General features: G+C 53.7%; 5 protein-coding genes. All 5 read right to left on the bottom strand.

The window, feature by feature from the left end; genetic code table 11:
- A partial coding sequence (locus tag A8710_RS03600) for a two-partner secretion domain-containing protein (RefSeq protein WP_068858091.1) occupies positions 1-6,350 on the bottom strand: 6,350 nt, incomplete at its 3' end.
- Between the two features lie 36 nt (positions 6,351-6,386).
- Positions 6,387-7,880, bottom strand: a complete 1,494-nt coding sequence (locus A8710_RS03595) for a ShlB/FhaC/HecB family hemolysin secretion/activation protein (protein ID WP_198341605.1) — start codon at positions 7,878-7,880, stop codon at positions 6,387-6,389.
- Positions 7,881-8,103: 223 nt separating this feature from the next.
- Positions 8,104-8,805, bottom strand: a complete 702-nt coding sequence (locus A8710_RS03590; RefSeq protein WP_068858090.1) for a response regulator transcription factor — start codon at positions 8,803-8,805, stop codon at positions 8,104-8,106.
- A 40-nt stretch (positions 8,806-8,845) separates the two neighbouring features.
- A complete protein-coding gene (locus tag A8710_RS03585; RefSeq protein ID WP_082968622.1) occupies positions 8,846-10,516 on the bottom strand; it encodes a ShlB/FhaC/HecB family hemolysin secretion/activation protein in 1,671 nt (556 codons plus the stop codon).
- Positions 10,513-18,237: a YDG domain-containing protein gene (locus tag A8710_RS03580; protein WP_068858089.1), complete on the bottom strand. Its 7,725-nt coding sequence runs from the start codon at positions 18,235-18,237 to the stop codon at positions 10,513-10,515. Before A8710_RS03580 ends, A8710_RS03585 begins: the two co-directional genes overlap by 4 nt.
- Positions 18,238-18,287: the final 50 nt, after the last annotated feature.

Below are 18,287 nucleotides of genomic sequence, written 5' to 3'. Positions count from 1 at the left end.
ACGATGTCCGTGTCGGCCAAAAGCGTCACGTCTTTTGTCGCGCTAATCGGCGCATCGCCTTCTGTCGTAATCGAACCCGTTTCAGCCTTCACCCCAATTTTGCCCAGTAGCGACTTTAGGATGCTGCCGATTGTCACCGAGTTCTTGGCGGTGAGGCTGATGTCGCCGGCCGTTGTGCTGACTTCACGCTGCTGATTAAGGGAGCCATTCTCAACCTTGAGGGTGATATCGCCACCCGTTGTACCCATCGTGGTCGATGTGGCACGAACACCATCCAACAGCGCCAACTTCAAGCCCGGGATCACATCATCAATCTTCAAATCACCCGACTGATCGGTGATATTGACGCCGCCCGTGCTGGTCTCTGCTTCCAGCACGGCCACCTTAACATTCAGGTCGTCCAAGGCCGAACCAATGCCCGACTTAGCTTTAATGGCCAAGCGATCCGCGGTGATGTTGGTCAGCTGCGTTGTCGCATCGGCTGCTTCGGTGCGCTGATCCGTCACGCTGCCGGCTGTCGCAAAGAGCGTCACGGTTGTCGTTGGTGTGGTGTCATTCACCGCTGTCGTAATCTCACCGACTTTCAGGCTGCCTGCCACGCTTTGCAGCGTCACATCACCCTGTGTTGTCACACGCGTCACGATCAGATCATCGGCATCGGTCAGATTGACAACACCCGACGCATCAACAACCACTGATTCAACTTTGGTATCGAGCGAGCGGGCCGCCTCGTCATTAGCAGCCGTGGTGCCGCCCACATCCGCCTTGGCGCTTAAGGTCAGTTCAGTCGCATCAATAACAGTCAATTGACTCCCGTCATCCCGAATAAAGCCCGCGCTGCTCGGTGCCGTGCCTTTGGCTGTTAACGACACATTGCCCACCACACGAGGCACTGCCGGCATGCCTGCCGTGTCATCCGTAACACTGTCCCGTGCCTTGATGCTCTCCACTGTCATGTCGCCATCTGCACTGACCGTGACATTGCCATTGCCTGCATCGGCGCTCTTAATGGTTAAACTGCTCACTTCATCAATGGTGATATGGCCCGTACCCATGGCGCTGGTCGTCGCTGTCAGCGCGTTAATATCGGTATCAAGATTGATGTCGTTTTTAGCGGAAGCGATCAGCGCATTTGCACGCACGTTAATATCACTCATGTTTTTATCCACAAGTGACCCATTGGCGCTGGTTAACGTGACCGTATGATTTGTCATGAGATTTGTATCACTGACCAAACCAAACAAATTCATGTCACCGTCGGTCGTCAATGTGATGTCGCCATCGCCATTAATCCCGGACTGACCAGCAACGGTGGTGATATTCAGTGCTGCATAGCGCGGACTACCACTTACCAACGCGGTTGTATTGGCCACATTGACACCACCGCTACCACCTGTAACCGAGAGGTTTTCAGCTTGAATATCAACAGCATCACCAGCACCGACACCAGCGCCGGCCACCATGATTAAATCGTCAGCTAGGAATTGGCCTGCAGTATTTGGTCCGGCATCGGAAATTGATCCGGCAGCTTTAATCGACATAAAACCGCGATTAAGACCATCCGCTTTTACAACGGTTTGACCGACTTGGGAAATATTACCCGCGGCATTTACAAAGAGGTCTTCACCAGCTTTGAGGGAAATATCCCCCAAGCCTAAACTGCCGGTGGAGTCTAAAAAGACACTGGTATTAACAGTCGTACCTTGGTTGATATCTAAACGTTGCGCTGTAATGCCCAAGGGCTTCAGCGCATTACTATCAATATCTTTGTTAAGCGCTTCTGCAGCATTTGCTTGCTCGTCAACACGCTGACTCGCTATAAGGGCGATCGTTGCCTTATTAAGATCCTCGACCACCGTTTGTACATTGGTTTCAGCAGCCTGACGATCAGAGGTGGCTTTAGCCAGCAGGTTTTTGGTTGAGAACACGTTGCTATTAGCGGTGGAAAGAAGTGCTCTTAAGCTAGTCACCTCTGCTTCGACGGGAGCCAACTCCTCACGTTCAAAAACAGTTACCGCCAAACTCGCTGCACTCAACGCCAAACGCACGATGGCGAATGCTGCCGTGGCGCCTGCATCTCCACTAAATGGAACGGCCTGGGCCGCACCGACGCCAATTTCTAGCACATCAACCGCAACACCTGCTGCCTCAAGCGCTAGCTGAAGATCTTCAAGCTCACCGCCGAGCGCTTCGGCCTGTGCATTTTTCGAGTTGAAGTTATTCTGCGTTGTTCTCTGGTTATTTTCAGCAATCGATAATGTCGTCTTAATCGTGTTTTCAGAATTTTTAGTCGACTCAAGTGTGGTTTCAGATGTTTTCTTGAGCGTCGTTAATGCGCCAACTTCCGCCTGGTTTGCGGAGAACTCTGCAATTGCTCTTTCTCGCCGGATTTCAGCATCTTTAACTGTGGGTGTGGAAGCCGATAGAGAGACGTTAGCTCCGGTAATGTTATGTGCAGCCCCATTGCCATCAATAATAATTCCCTTATTCGAAGCAACCGAAACATCTCCAGCGCCTGCATTCAATTCATTAATCGTAATATTTGAGTCAGCAGATAGCTTAATATTCCCATTGGTTTTAAGGTTTCCAGCAATAATCACGCCGCCGGCCCCTGGAACACTGGCACCTGTTTTAGCCGTCAATGTGATATGACCGGACCCCATAACTAACGTATTGGTAGGATCCAAAAACACAATATTGCCATCAGTGGCTTCTAGATTAATTGTCCCAGCAGGTGCTAGATTTACGGTACCATCAAGATCAATAACGTAAATCTCAGTCGCTTTAATACTGACCGACTTATTCTCTAAGCTTGCGCGATCTAAAGACACTGCCCCTTGGTTAGTTGCTTTTACCTCACCAGCCCCCCCTGCAGCGGAAATGAAGTTTACATCGAGCAACAGATCATCAACGCCATTACCGGCTTTTAGGTCCAGTGATTTAGAGCGCACATTAGGTGTTTTAAGATTTTTTTGATCCTGAGTACGTGCGTCTGTTATTTTAGACGCCGCAGTCAATTTAACATTATTACCGCGAGACTCAACAGTACCTAGCGCAAGATTTCCTTTTGTTTCAATATCAATATTTGCTTCTGCGCCAGAAGCCTTCGCTCTAATCAGCGAAAATGCGGTATTATTATCATTAATCGCATAAATCCCACCAGAAGTTGTATCAACCACTAGCTTTGACACATTAATTTCTAGTCTATTACCCACAACACCCATAGACTTTGCCGCATAAGTCAGGCCATTGGAGCCCATCACTGCGCTAAAATTTACTAAATCTGGGGCATTTACATGGGCATCTGTGCCATCGCCCGTTATAGCGACATTAATATTACCCGTGGTTGTTTCGACTTTACCAAAGGCAACGTCACCATTATTTTTAAAGTCAATATCGCCCGTAGCCTGAGCATTAAAGCCAGTACTACCCACATTACCGGTATTGGAAAGATAAATTCCGCCTGAAGATGCCGTTACGGAAATTGGGCCGTCAATATTGGTATCAAAGACGTCTGATACACTACCCACCGACGCAGCTTTGGCCGACAGACTTAAACCTGATATTTGAGCGTTGACTAAATCAGCTAAATGAGTAGATGCCTCTAGTGTTACAGCCCCTAAGCTTTGGGCACGCTGGACGGAGAGATCACCTGTTGTTTTTACGGTGATATTTTTGTTTGCAGCCAATGTTTGCGCATCAAGCGTTAACGTCGTTGATGCACTATTACTTGTTGTATCAAGATTAATGTCGCCAAATTTGGTGGCTAACACAGCCGAACCGGTCGCAACAGCAAGGTCAATTCCTTTATCGGCAGTTACGTTAATTGAGCCAGCGGTTAACACGCCAGACGCACGACTAACCGAGCCCTCTGTTTTTAAGGTTAGCAAGCCACCAACACCTGCTCCAGTACCAGCCGCAATTTTGATATCTTGACGATCTAAACTCGTTGACTCATTAATGAATCTAACAGGCCCAGCAATGAGACGGTTCAAATTGAGTGTCTCAGTCAATGCAATATATCGTAAAGCATCTACGCCAGACTCACTTAGACTGAAATCTCCACCTTTAATCGTAGCGTCGATTGATTTAACGCTTGCTGAGTTGCCAGCCAAAAATGTGCCTGCATTCACACCGTTATTGATTACCAGCAATCTTTCAACGCCTGTAAATTGAATAGGTGATGCTGCAGTTCCAATAAAGTCAATCGCATTCAATTCTAGCGCTTCAGATATAATTAATGAGCCTACGCCTGATTGAATATTTCCACGCTTAGCAATAACAGAAACCACATCTTCAAGCTCTGCGGCAGTTGGTGCGCCAGAGTCCTTAATAGAGTCTAAGTTTTTGTTAGTAGAAAGCGCACCCAGCGATATATTTCCACTATCAGCGCTGACATAAATATCATCTTGAGCAGTAACGCTGATTGAGCTTAAGCCATTTTGCTCATTAATATAAACGCTTCCTTTAGTGGCATTAATCGATACATTTTCAGCATTCGTTTTTAAAGCCTGGCCAACATTTCCAACAGAGCCATCAGCGCTTACAGTAACTTGCACACCCGTTAACAGGGTATTGACAGGCTGTTGGGTACCAGCAGGTACTGCTTGAACTGACTTTCCTGAATTGAGCGTTAAATTTCGAGTAGCGCTGATTGTGTTGGTTAAAACAATGTCACCACCAGCGGACACTACAATGTCTTTAACACCCAAACGTCCAGCATCGCTACCGTCGGGAATACGAACCCTTCCATTACCCTGATCACTCGCACCAACAAAAGCAACTAAAGGCTGCCCATTATTAATGGTGACCACAGGCTCTGTGATTTGCAGTTTACCTAATGCTAAATCACCTTGGTTATTGACGTAGATATGACCATTTCGCGTGGAGGCTAACAACGTAGTTGTATCAAGTCCAAGGGAGTCTGTAGGTGAATTACCAATATCACCATCTGCGTTTAGATTGAACGTATTAGCACGCCTTCTAAAATTAGGAATATTCGAGTCCAGCTTTCCACCACGAATGCCACCACCGACGGCGTTTAATATGACCGAAGTACCAAATGAGACTGGATCTCCGCTAGTAGGCGCAGTAATACCGGTGTCGACCTCTCCAACCGTCACGCCTCCAGCCGTGTCTTTAAGATAGATATGGCCACGATTGGTTACCGCATGGATTGTGTCTGCATCGAATGTAACAGGCGTTGTGTCATCACCGTTATTTATTCCAACACTGCCGCCGATATGTGCTTCTTTCGTGGTGGTTTGGAGTGTCAGAGTGGTGGCTGCGGTTTTACTTGACGCCCCCGTTGTAATCGATTTACCCGCCTTCACTTTCATGGCGGTAGTTTTAGTGTTTACCGTGTAGCTAGGCGATGTCGAAGGAGCCACAGGTGGCGTAACCGTCACATCAGCAGCTATAGCGCCATTTTGTATCACCGTATCCGCGGCAATATCGACTAACTGTGTAGCCTCAATAACGCCATCATTATTAACAACGGAAGTTTGAATCGATGTGGCTTGATCCGCAGTTAAGAGCACTTGTTGTGTCTCAATCGAGCCCTTCTGATCGACCTTAAAGTTTGCATTTGCTACGGCAGATGGATTAATCGCAAAGTTAATCAAACCAGAACCTGACAACTCCACTTCGAATTTATCAGCAGCCGCTAGAGTCACCTGACCGATCTGGGTGACAACATGTGTCTTAATGTCACCATTCGTTTCGACAGTTGGAGCAATTAAATAGACAAAGGCTCCCGTACCTGACTGGGCACTATTTGTCCCCCCCTTACCAGCAGAAATGGAGCTTCCTAGCGCTGCTTCAATTTCGCCAGCATGATTCCCTGTAAAGGCAAACTTAGCGGTACCGTCTGTACCTAAAAAGTCATCATTGGTGATATTTGCCGTAGTAGCCAATAGCCCACCCACATTGACCGTCGAGCCCCCACCAAAAACAACCCCTGCAGGGTTAACCAAAAACACGTTGCCATTCGCTGTCAACATGCCGCTAATATTAGATAGAGCACCACTTAAATCACGATTAAGCGTTACAGCGCCAGGCCCCGCCGACTGTACAAAATTGACAAGCTCACCTGCGTTAATGTTAAAACCGCTTGATCCGACAGCTCCTTGTGTCCCGCCTACTCCCCAATTAATGATGCCCTTGCTATCCGCTTGGGTAATGGTCATGTTATTGCCGGCAACACCGATGCTAATACCACCCGTTACAATCGTCCCCCCACCCGGCAATGCAAACGCCAACGACACACAACCTGCGCTACCAAGCCCTGTTGACGCAATAGCAATAATGTTCTGCTTTAAAGATTTAGTTTTATTTTTTTGACGTGACATAATAATGACCTCAATTCGGCTTAATAAGCGTATCGATTAGAAACGGTAGCGCGCTTGCGCATAGAGATAAGACCCTGCATCGGTTTTCTCACCCACCGGCTTCGCAAGATCAACGCGGAATTCCATTTTTTGGTTCGGCGTATACGCCAAGCCCATTAAAATACCACTCAGGCTTTCCGTCGCCTTTTGCCCTAAAAAGGGCTTTTTAATTGAAATACGGGCATGGTCAACGCGGCCAATTAACTGCCATTGCTGACTGCTGGCAAACAGTTGACGACGCGCCTCTAAGCCTAGTGTCACGCCACTATCGCCCGAGAACGCAGACGGGGTTTGTCCTGCTACTGAACCGTAGCCACCGATACCCCATTGCTCACTAGAGACCAGCGGATCAAGCGCATACTGGCCTGACCACTGCGCAATGAGCTTGGTCCGTGGCGAAAGCATGTGTACGCGAGCCACATCAAAGGTCAGTTTGGTAAAATTATTATCGGCACCGGCAATGGCTTTACTCGACATGGGCGAACCATTAGGCATACCACCAAACTTAGCGCCTAAGCCTTGATGCAAACTAATCGCTGCTAAGTTACGCCCCTTGGGCGTCGACTCATCAATTTGGTAGGTTACCCGGACTTTGCGGATACGATCATCAAAGGTTTTAACACCTAAAAAGCTTTGCTCTAAGTTTTGTACTTCCAACCAAGTTTCTAAGGTATGAATTACTTTGGCGGATTTTACAAAATCGTGAATATAGCCAAATCCAGCACTCGTATTATCACCTTGAATATCCAGTGCACTAAACTGACCACCCACCTCCGTATTACCCACACCTACGTAATATGAGATTTTACCGCCCTTACTATTAACTGGGCGTGCATAACCTAAACGAGCAAAATAGACACCCGATTGGTCAACGCCCATTAAGCCAATAAAACTCAAGGCATCACCCACCCCAGTGATATTTTGAGCTTCTGCAGAGGCAATCGCACGGACTTCACCCGTGTTCTTACCGCCATAATTATTAATTTCTAGGCTTCCTTTAACGCGCGGCGCCTCAGTTACGTTAATCAGCAAGTCGGTTGTGCCTTGTTGAGCGCCTGGCCTGAGTGTGGATGTCGCCTCAATACCTGATAGTCGGTTTAAGCGAACCATCGCTTTTTCTGCGTTAGCCAAATCAATCGGCTTACCGACGGTGACTTGCTCTGCTGCGAAAAACAGCGGAAAAATTTCTGGGTTCGTGCGCGTTGCGCCTCTCGCCTCCACCTGACCAAGACGTCCCTCGAGCACCACGAGACTCAACGAGCTCGTCGCAAAGTTTTGCTGTGGCACCACCACTTTGGCTAAACGAAAACCGGCTGCGTGGTAGTGATTCTGCACTTTCAACGCGAGGTTTTTCATGTCTTGCAAGGTCATGTCACGACCCAGCTCCGTCGACACTAAGGCACTGAGTTGGCTTTCTGTGTAAGCGGTATTTCCTGAGAACTGTATGGCATGAATTTTTTGTGTCACCGCCACGACGGGCGTAGAACTCATGACCGTGGCGGGCGCTACAGGCTGTATATTGGCTGCAAATACAGGTCCAGCAGCAACGAACAAACCCAATGCATATTTGGTTGAAGCGGAAACTCGCGAAATAAACATCAGCGCAAACCCTGTTAAATAATTGAAAAATAAGTGTTTTTATCGAAAAAGTAGCGATAAAAATTTGCTATTACTTAGATTATCCACACAGGGTAAGCACAAAACTTACAGATTCTTACAGCGGTCTCAGTTGCATCGTCACGCTGTAACCATTGCCACGAATTGAGCCAATCAGTCGGTCGTCGTTGATCTCATCACGAAGCTTTTTTCGGAGCCGGCTGACCAGGACCATTAAGGCCTCAACGGTAAACGGGCGATCATCGATATCACCCAAACCATCGACTAATTCTCCATAACTCAGATACTGATTCGGCGCGTAAGACAGCAGTTCAAACAACTGATATTCACGCTGAGTCAACTCGACTTCTATCTCATCGGGAGTCAAAAGTGACTTTCGCCGACTATCTAAAAAAGCACACTTTTCGAGCACTAACGACATGTCAGGCAAGCGCCGACTCAAGTTGTCAATCACTGCGGTCAATTCCCGTGTGCTCGTGGGCTTAGTTAAATAAACATCTGCTCCAGACTCATAGCCGACGGTGCGCTCACCATGCCTGACTCGCGCGGTCACCATCACAATACCCATGTTTGGGTAGCGAGCACGCAAGCGCGACGCGATGCTGTAACCGTCTTCATAGGGAAGATTTACGTCCAGCACCGCAATGTGCGGTGTGTGCTGCGTTAACCAGCGGTTCAGCTCTTCGCCACAATCCACGCCATGCGCTTGCCAGCCTGGCCGCGTGAGAAAGCTGACCATTTCCTCACGCAGCAGGTCGTTATCTTCCACCACAACGATATTGATGTTCGTGTTCGTCACGGTAGCGATTCCTTAAAACGCCTTACGCAAAACGCTTTACTCAAAACGCATAGCTCAACACAAACCACGCCGTCAGTGCGTTGTCGCGTGGGTCTGTTTGCGGGTCGCCACCGACCAGACGGTGGGCCAGCAGCGTCTCTAGGCTGAGTGGGCCGTGGTTATAGCGCAGGCCCACGCCCGCGCCGCTCAAGGTCCGGCTGTTCTTGCCGGCATTGGTCGGCTTGTGCTCTAGGCGCGTGCGGCCACCGTCGAAGAACACAAACGGCGAGAGCTTGGCATTGGCTTGGTAGCGCACTTCAAACTGTACGAGCTGACCTTCATCGCCGGTGCCTTCACCGGTGGCGTAGGCGCGCACGCCAAACGGGCCACCGAGGGTGTAGCTCTCGGAGCTGTCGAGGTTTTCGGCCGAACGCTGGGCGTTCAACCGAGCATAGATGCTGAGGTTGTCGAACACGCGCTGCAAGCGAACCACATCGGCATTGAGGCGGCTGAAGCGGCCATTGGTCAGTGCCAGATCGGGCACGGGGCCGCTGAAGCTGCCCATGGCCCATTCCACTTGGCCATAGGTCACGCCGCTGCGGTCGCTGCGGTCGAAGTTCAGGCCTAGCACGGTGCTTTTGCTTTCACGCGACTGGCGGGCATTGACCGATTGCTGCTCATCGAAGAAACGTTTGTGTTGGCCTTGCACTGACGCGGTGAGGTTGGCGGTGCGGCTGCGAATGAGCGGATAGCTCAGGCCGAAGGTTCCGGTTTGGGCGTTGCCGCTGGCTTGTAAGTTCGCGAACTCGCGGCCTAGCCGGTATTCGGTACGGCTGTAACCGGCGGTGGCGCGCAGACCCTTGCCGCCTAAGGGCAGGCTGTAGTTGATGTTGGCCGAACGCAGGCGCTCATCGCTGCCCATCACGCTGTAGCTGAGTTGGTCGCCGAACATCAACGGGCTATTGATCACCACATTGGCACGGGCTTGGTAGTAGCCGGTGTAGCGGTTGCCGTGATTACTCAGGCTCAGGGTGCCGGTGATTTTTTGCGTGGGCGTGAGGGTGACGTCGAGATCACCGGTGCCCACGGTCTGGCCGGGCTTGATGACAGGTAAGACGTCGTAACCGGGTTGGTCATCGAGAATGAGGGTTTGGCGCTCAAGATCCGGGGCATAAATGGGGGCACCGGCTTTTAAGGGCTTGAGGAAGCGTTGCGCCTGCGCCGAGCGGCTGGGCGTGTCGGCCTTGGCGGTGCGTGCGCCGTAGTTGCCTTCCACGACTTGCAGCGTCAGCACGCCGTCGCGAAAGCCGTTTTGCGGCACAAAGACCTTCGCGAAGGCATAACCTTGGCTGCGGTAAAAGGCCGAGACCTGATCGGCAATGTCATAGAGACCCGCCAAATCACGCGACTGGCCAATAGCCGGCTGCACAAATGCTTGCAGCTGTTGCTGGCTCAGGGCGGTGTTGCCGGTGAAGGTCACGGCTTGGATAGTCACTGCCGTTCCGCCGGGCTGAATGGCATCGCGACTGATCGCGGGTAGCGTGACGGTGGCTCCGGCTTTAGGTGCCTGCACCGGCGCTTGCAGCTCACGGCTCAAGCGGCCAGCATCGGGGGCAATGGCGGGCAAGGCGGCTTGCGCCAGTCCGGCGCTAAGCGCCAACGCCAGCGCAATAGCGGAGACTAAGGGGGTCGTGTTGAATTGCATCACAGCTTCCTGATTAAAACGCGTCATTGTTGTTCTTCCTGACCTGCGGGCAATTTAATACCGCCATTCACCACCACGAGCTGAGCCGGGCCACTGGCACGCGCTTGATTGGCGGCAATGAAGAACGGCGCGACATCGCCGCTGCGCTCTTCCATCGCCTCGCGCTCGCTCGGCAGATCCAGCTTGGGCTCTAGCGTTTGCGCGTTGGCAATGGCCACATCCGCAATCGGCTGGCTGATGGTGAGCTGGGCGGGATTGAACTGGCTGATGACATAGTTCTCATTGCCCAATGTGCCTTGAGTGATGTCGTAGAGACCGGCGGCTTCACCGACTTCACGCGTCAGGCTGCCATTCAGTGCATCGTCGGCGAGCAAGCCGGTGACCGAGAAGGTCAGCTTAGGATCAGCTGATCCCACGGTCTTGGATTGCTTGTCGGCGGTAACCACAACACCGCTGCGCTTGGCGATATCTGCTGCTGTGTTGGCTTGATCCGTGATCGTGTAGTTGTCGACATCATCACCGGTGTAGATGCTCTTCAGCGTCACCGTCTTGCCCATCTCTGCTTTCTTATCTGCGAACAAACCCGTGGCCGAGACCACTAGCTTGTCGCCCTCGAACAAACCATTCAGCTTGGCGTTGGCCGTGCTCACCATGGCGTTTGTACCGCCATCGTAAGTCTTGTTGTCGGCAGTAATACCGCTAACGCTCAGCGCTGCTTTGCTGATGTCAGCCGTGTCAGTAGCCTTGGCATTGGCGTTGCTGATGGCGTAGTTACCCGCATCGGTACCGCCCAAGCTCAGACCTTCCACGGTCACGGTTTTGCCCATGCCCACGTTCTTTGTGTCGAAGTTAGCCGCAGTTTTGTTAAGAGTCAGCACATCGCCTTCAACCATATCTCTCGTGCTCAAAGCCACGTCCGCCATCGTGTTTGCGTTGTAGACCTTGTCACTAGCCTTGACTGCAATCGTCAGGCTCTTAGCCGTGAGATTGGCCGTAGTGTCTGCCGATTCTTCGCCGTTGATGAGCAGATAGTTCGCTGCATCATCACCACTCAGACTCAAGCCAGTCACTCGCACCGTCTTGTTCTGACCCACGTTTTTGTCGTTTTCCTGATTGGCATTGATGAAATTCGCCGCCGTCTGGTTCAGCGTGACCTTATCGTTGGTCACGATGTCTTCGGTGCTCAGCGTGGCCGTCGCGGTGGATTTGCCATCGTAGACCTTGTTGATCGCTGTGGCGGCAATCGTCAGTAACTTCTGCGCAATGGTTGCAGTCACGGCATTCGTGGCATTGCTCAGCGTGTAGTTGCTGGCCAAGGTACTGCCATTGTTGGCAATCGTGGTGGTGGTATTGACCTTGCGGGCACCGGCGTCTTTCTTGTCGAAGCTGCCGGTGGTGCTCACGGCCAGAGTCTCCCCCGCGATACCGGTGGCTACTGTCCCCTGATTGCTCAGCGTGGCGCTGGTGTTGCCGTCGTAAGTCTTGCCGTTGGCGGCAATGCCAGCAACCGTCACGGCCTTCTGGGCAATCGTCGCATCCACTGCGTTGGTCGCATTACTCAGCGTGTAGTTGCTCGCCAAGCCACCGGTGCCGTTGCCCAGCGCACTCGTGGTGTTGACCTTGCGGGCACCAGCGTTCTTGTCGTTGAACGTACCGGTGGTCATTACGGTCAGCGCTTCACTCGATATGCCGGTAGCGACACTACCCTGGTTGCTCAGCGTGGCCGTAGTATTGCCGTCGTAGGTCTTGCCGTTGGCGGCAATGCCGGCAACCGTCACGGCCTTCTGGGCAATCGTTGCATCCACTGCGTTGGTGGCATTGCTCAGTGAGTAGTTGCTCGCCAAGCCACCGGTGCCGTTGCCGAGCACAGTCGTGGTGTTGACCTTGCGAGCACCAGCGTTCTTGTCGTTGAACGTACCGGTGGTGCTCACGGTGAGGGTTTCACCATCAATCCCCGTGGCAACGCTGCCCTGGTTACTCAGCGTGGCCGTGGTGTTGCCATCATAGGTCTTGCCGTTGGCGGCAATGCCGGCAACCGTCACGGCCTTCTGGGCAATCGTTGCATCCACGGCGTTGGTCGCGTTGCTCAGCATATAGTTGCTGGCTAAACCACCCGCACCGTTGCTTAGGGTGGTGGTGGTGTTGACCTTGCGGGCACCAGCATTTTTGTCATTGAACGCACCGGTGGTGCTCACGGTGAGGGTTTCGCCATCAATCCCCGTGGCAACGCTGCCCTGGTTGCTCAGCATGGCCGTGGCATTACCGTCGTAGGTCTTGCCGTTGGCGGCAATGCCGGCAACCGTTACGGCTTTCTGGTTAATCGTGCCCTTCAGCGTTTCACCGGCGAGGGTGTAGTTGCTAGCGAGTGCGCCACCTGTGGCATCCAAACTGGCCAGCGTGTAGGTCACCGCCACATCCTTATTGCTACCGGCATTAGGGTCAGCGAACTCACCGCTTGCGGTGGTCGTACCCAGTGTTTCGCCCATCACCACATTGCCCAGCGTGCCGACCGTGACGGTGGCCGCTTTCTTGCCATCATAGGTCTTGGTGTTCACGGTGCTACCGGTGATGCTCAGCACGCGCTGAGTAATTTTGCCGGTGAGCACCTCATTAGCCAGGCTGTAGTTGCTGGCCTTGTGCGCGGCATTGAGGCCATTCACCAAGGTGTATACCGCCGTCACATTCTGCGCTTGCGGCGAGGCATTCTGGCTGGCAAAGGTGCCCACCGCCGTGGTGGTGCCCAGCGCTTCGGTCACGCCATCCACCGTCACAAAACCAGTCAGCGTGCCTGCCGTGACCGTGGCCGTGGTGGTGCTATCATACTGCTTGTCGGTAACTTTACTGCCGCTAATGGTCAGCGCTTTCGGCGTGATTTTGGCGGTCTTGGTTTCACTGGCCAGGGTGTAATTGCTGACTTTGGCACCGGGAGTCATGATCGGCGCGGTGATTGTCGTCGTCGCAGATACACACGCGGCGGGGTTGGTGGCGCAGTTGCCACCGGTCATCGGTACGCCAATACCGGTGATGCCGCCCATTGTTGTCGAGGCACCCTCTGCCAGCGTGTAGGCCACCGTCACATTTTTGGCGATGACATTGCCATTGGCATCACGCGCCACATCTTTGTCCGCGAAGGTACCAACGGCGGTCGTGGTGCCCAGTCGCTCGCTACCCACAAAGCCACTCAGCTCACCCACGGTCACGATTGCGCCCAAGGTGCCGTTGTAGGTCTTGTCGGCCACAGTAGTGCCGGTCACGGTCAGCGCTTTCGGGTTGATGGTGGCGGTTTTGGTTTCACTGGCCAAGGTGTAGTTGCTGGCTTTGTGCGCGGCGTTCGTGCCATTGGCCAAGGCATAAGCCACGGTCACGTTTTGTGCAGTGGCTGCGCCTTGCGCATTGCGCACCACGTCTTTGCCCGCGAACTGGCCGGTGGCCGTGGTCGTGCCCAGGGTTTCGCCATCCACCACGCCTTTCAGCGTGCCCACGGTCACGGTGGCTGAAGTGTTGCCGTCGTAGTCCTTGTTGGCCACGGTGGTGTTTTCCACGGACAGGGCTTTCGGCGTGATGGTGGCTTTCAGATTGGCCGGGGCAATGGCGTAGTTACCGGCATCGCTGCCACTCAGGCTCAGGCCGCTGACGCTCACGGCCTTGTCGGTGCCTGCGTCTTTGTCGGCGAACAAGCCACCGGTCACTGTGCCCGACACGGTCACGGTATCGCCTTGAATCACACCCGTGGTATCCACCACCGCGGTGCCTGTGATCACCGCATTGCGGTTGCCATCGTAAGTTTTGTTTTGCGCAGTAAGGCCGCTTACTGCAATGCCCTTGGCGGTAATGCTGCCGGTAGCAGTGACAGGGCCGGTGGGCAAGCTGTAGTTGCTCATCTGGAAGCCTTCACCTGTTGCACTCAGCGTGCCGGTGGTGAGATCCGCCGACACGGTGGTGGCTTGCAACACGTTCTTGCTGTTGAAGGTAGCGCTGCTCACACCACCCAGTGTGGCGCCCACACCTTGCTGGCCGACAAAGCCGGTGACCGCAAAGTTGCCGCTCGTTAAGGCCAGCGTGTCTTTGCCGTCATACACCTTGGTCAGTGGGTTGTTCGTGGCCGCTTGCAGCGCCACGGTCAGGGCTTTGGGGGTAATAGTGCCTGCCTTGGACACGCTGGTGGGCAACACATAGTTGCTGGCCAAGGTATCGCCCGTGACCGACAAATTCCCAGCCGTGAGCGATGCTGTAACGAGATTCGCCGTAGCCACATTCGGGCTGTTGAACACGCCGTTGGTCTGGCTGATGGTTCCGCTCTGGCTGGTACCGGGGGCGAAGTTTCCGAGTAGGAAGTTCTTTGTACTCAAGGCCAGATTGGCATTGCCATCATATACCTTGGTGAGCGGGTTGGCCTGGGTGCCAGTCAGCTCCACGGTCAGTGTGCGCGGGGTCACCGTCCAAGTCACGGCATCGCCAGCCACCAGCTCAAAGCCACTTGCCGTCAAGCCACCGGTGTACACAAACTTGTAAGTGCCTGCGTTGGAGAGTGAACTGAAGTTACTAACGGTGTTGTTATTGGCATCCCATACGCTGAAGGTGGCGTTACCGGTCAGCGTCGCGTTGGTGAGCGGAGTGGTGCCGTTGGCAGCTGCAAAATCATCACCGACAAACGAGGGCAAGGTATCGCCATAGGTGTTGAAGCAGAGCGTGCCGCAGGCGAGGCGGATGAAGACTTGCTGAATCGATGGGGCAAATGGTTTGACCTGATGCACGCGTAACAACGGTCCATTGGGGCCCATGGCCCAGGTATTATTGAAGTCAAGCGCCGAAAAATTGCTCTGCATATTGAAAAGAGCCGTACTCACGCCTGTTGGTGCTGGGGCTGAACCACCAACAGAAGCCGTGCTCCAGCCACTGGGTACTTTGTCGCTGTTGTAATACAGGTTATTGAATGTGGCGGTGGGTGAAATACTATTGCTATTGTTACCAAAAAGTCCGGTATTGAGCGTACCGCCGCTGTTCACAATTAAACCACTGATATTCCATGTATTGTCCACAACACTGTTATTGATACCAACAACAATCGGCCCTTGGTCAGCCCCGGTGAGGACAGTCGTGGCGGCGAAACCTCCGGTCAGACTCCCGTGCAGCCCCCCCACCGAAGAGCTGACACTGTAGTTACCTAATAAGTTGAATGTGCCTCGTGCATAGCTATTGTTGATCGCGACCACATTTCGGCCACTACCTTGCGAACCCGCTAATCCACCAACACGCAAGGCACCCGTTCCCGAGGGTGCAGACGAGATGGTCACCGTGCCATCAAAACCTACTCGCTGCATAAACGCATGACTGGAAACGATGCCGCCAAAAACCGGACCGAAGTTAGTAACCGTGTTGTTGCTTTCGATCACAAACTTGCCTGTCACCAAACTGTCTTGAACCACTAGACTGCCAGGCACCACAGTGCTGAAAGCGTTGCCTGCGACGATACCCGCCACTGTTGGCGTGCCATTGGGAAGCTTGGTGAGCGAGAAGTCTGCATCTACCACATAAACACCGGAGACTGTCGTGCGTGATCCTGCTGCGGAGGCTGAGCCACCAACACCAGCCAAGCGGGACGGCCCTAATAAGCCGGCGACAAGCATGCTCGAGCCGGTGGGCGCTGATATGTTGATGACAGGCTTATCGATAGTGACATCGCGAATGACGGTGCCAAATACCTGATAACTTAAAAATGGCGCAGCCGAGAGAACACCACTTAAGCCACTAACCACCGATATCGCCTGCGTGACATTGAAGCCCTTGACGCTGTGGCCGAGACCATGGAATTCGCCGTTATAGCCGTTGTAGTTCGTTGTGCTTGAGCCGTTGGCTTGCCCGAAAATGTAAACGCCTGAGTTCAGCAACACATCCGATCCGAGCGCAAAGTTACCGGCAAAGTCGTTGGCACTGATCAGGTTGTTGGTTTGCCCCACTGCAGGGTCATAACGCAACACGGTGAAGGTTTTGGTGGTGCCATCGCTGCCGCGCTTGAGCAAGAAATTGGCACCCGCTTGCAGATTGATGGAGCGCCCGCGCACGATGTAATAATCACCAGGGGTGTTGCCGCTGGTGCCGGTATAACTGGCTGCAGTGCCGCCCTGACCCACTTCAAGTGCCAACTTGCCGGCCGCATTGCTGGAAGTGATGTTTTCGTTGATGTTGATATTGCGGTGAGCCTTCAGCGTTAGCGTGGTAGCACCACTCCAAGACACGCTGTCGTTGACATTAATGTCGCCGTTGCCGCTCGTATTTCCAGTACCGCAAGTCACGGCCACCGAGCAGCTCACTGAACTGGCCAGCGTCTGAATCGTGACATTGCTGGTCAGAAGCGCCGAACTCAATGCCGCACCCGTCAGGTCACCGCCACTCGCTGCGATGGTGAAGTCGATGGGGTCCAGCAGCCAAGTGCCGGTTTCACCTTCACTAGAAGAGGTATCCACGCGCAGGCTGTCGTTGAGAATCAGCTTGGCACCCGAGGTATCCACAAAGCCGCCGCGACGACGACCCGTGGCGTAAATCTTGCCGCCGAACTCGCCGATGCCGTGCCCCAGATCGCCGATCAGCTCGACGCGACCACCTTCGCCCTCGCTGGAACTGGCCGATACCACGGCGCTGCTGGTCTGCGTGATGTTCTTAGCACGCACATTAATGCTGCCGCCTTGCTGGCTGCCATCGGCCAGGGTGGTGCCGCTGTCGGTGTATTGGCCGGCCAGCACATCAATCTGCCCGCCGCGCAGGCTGGATACATCCAGCATGCCGGCCTGCTTCACCAAGTCCGCACTCAGCGCGATGCTGCCCGTGGCTTGAGCGACTTCACCCGCCTCACCCGTGAGCGATGCCATGCTCAGCGCCTTGGTCACGCCGGTGTGGTTGATCACACTGGCCGCGAGGTTGCCCGCCGCCTTGGCGGTGAGGTACACCGTGCCGCCATCCGCCCGAATGCCACCGCTCTGCTCAATGGCGGCATTCAGCGCGCCTTCGCTGACTTGAATTTTCACCGGGCCGCCGAGGTCCAGCAGCACCGTGTTGCCGGCTGCCAAGTCCACCGTGCCTTTCAAGGCCTCGATGCTACCCGTGTTGATGACCTTGGCCGCGATCAGCGCCACCACGCCGCCGTCTGCCGCCTTGATGCTGCCTTGGTTTTCCACGGTGGCGGTGCTGCTGCCGCTGAACTGGTAGCGACCAGCCATGAAGTCATCGGTGCTGATGTTTTGCGTGCTGGCCACAATGCCGCCCACATTCACCTGCGCCGTGGGCGTGAACAGCACGCCGTTCTGGTTCACCAGAAACACTTGGCCATTGGCGTTGATCGCGCCTTGAATCACCGACACATCGTTGCCCAGCACGCGGTTCAGCGCCACTGAGCTGCTGCTCAGCTGCTGGAAGTTCACGCTGTTGCCTTGACCAATACTGAAGCTCTGCCAGTCAATCGCGGCTTTGTCGCTGCCCTGCACAATGTTTAGCGCATTGCCGGCCTGCTGGATGCTGGCCTGACCGGCCACCACCACACCGCCGGTGGGCAGCACGGCCCACGCGGCGGGTGCCGCTAACGCCGATGTCACCAAGGTCAGCGCTGGAGCCGCTAACGCTGCTCGCTGAGCCTTGCGCGCCTGCTGCGAGCTGCCGGTTTTGCCCCGGCCCCGCGTGGCCTCAGACGCTACCTGCCAAAGGCCCAGCGTGGCATTCCAGACAATGCGGTACACATGGTTGAGGGATGAGTTCATGGCGGCTGACCTTCACAAAAATAATTTTATATATTTAACCGAACAGAAAG

It is taken from the genome of Perlucidibaca aquatica (assembly GCF_001676655.1).
Lineage (GTDB): Bacteria > Pseudomonadota > Gammaproteobacteria > Pseudomonadales > Moraxellaceae > Perlucidibaca > Perlucidibaca aquatica.
Note: the sequence above shows the minus strand (reverse complement) of the source record. Positions and strands in the feature narration are given on the sequence as shown.

What these genes read in the sequence shown, in the direction of transcription:
- A8710_RS03595 (WP_198341605.1), bottom strand. Translation starts at nt 7,880, where the DNA reads ATGAGTTCTACGCCCGTCGTGGCGGTGACACAAAAAATTCATGCCATA.
- A8710_RS03585 (WP_082968622.1), bottom strand. Translation starts at nt 10,516, where the DNA reads ATGACGCGTTTTAATCAGGAAGCTGTGATGCAATTCAACACGACCCCC.
- A8710_RS03580 (WP_068858089.1), bottom strand. Translation starts at nt 18,237, where the DNA reads ATGAACTCATCCCTCAACCATGTGTACCGCATTGTCTGGAATGCCACG.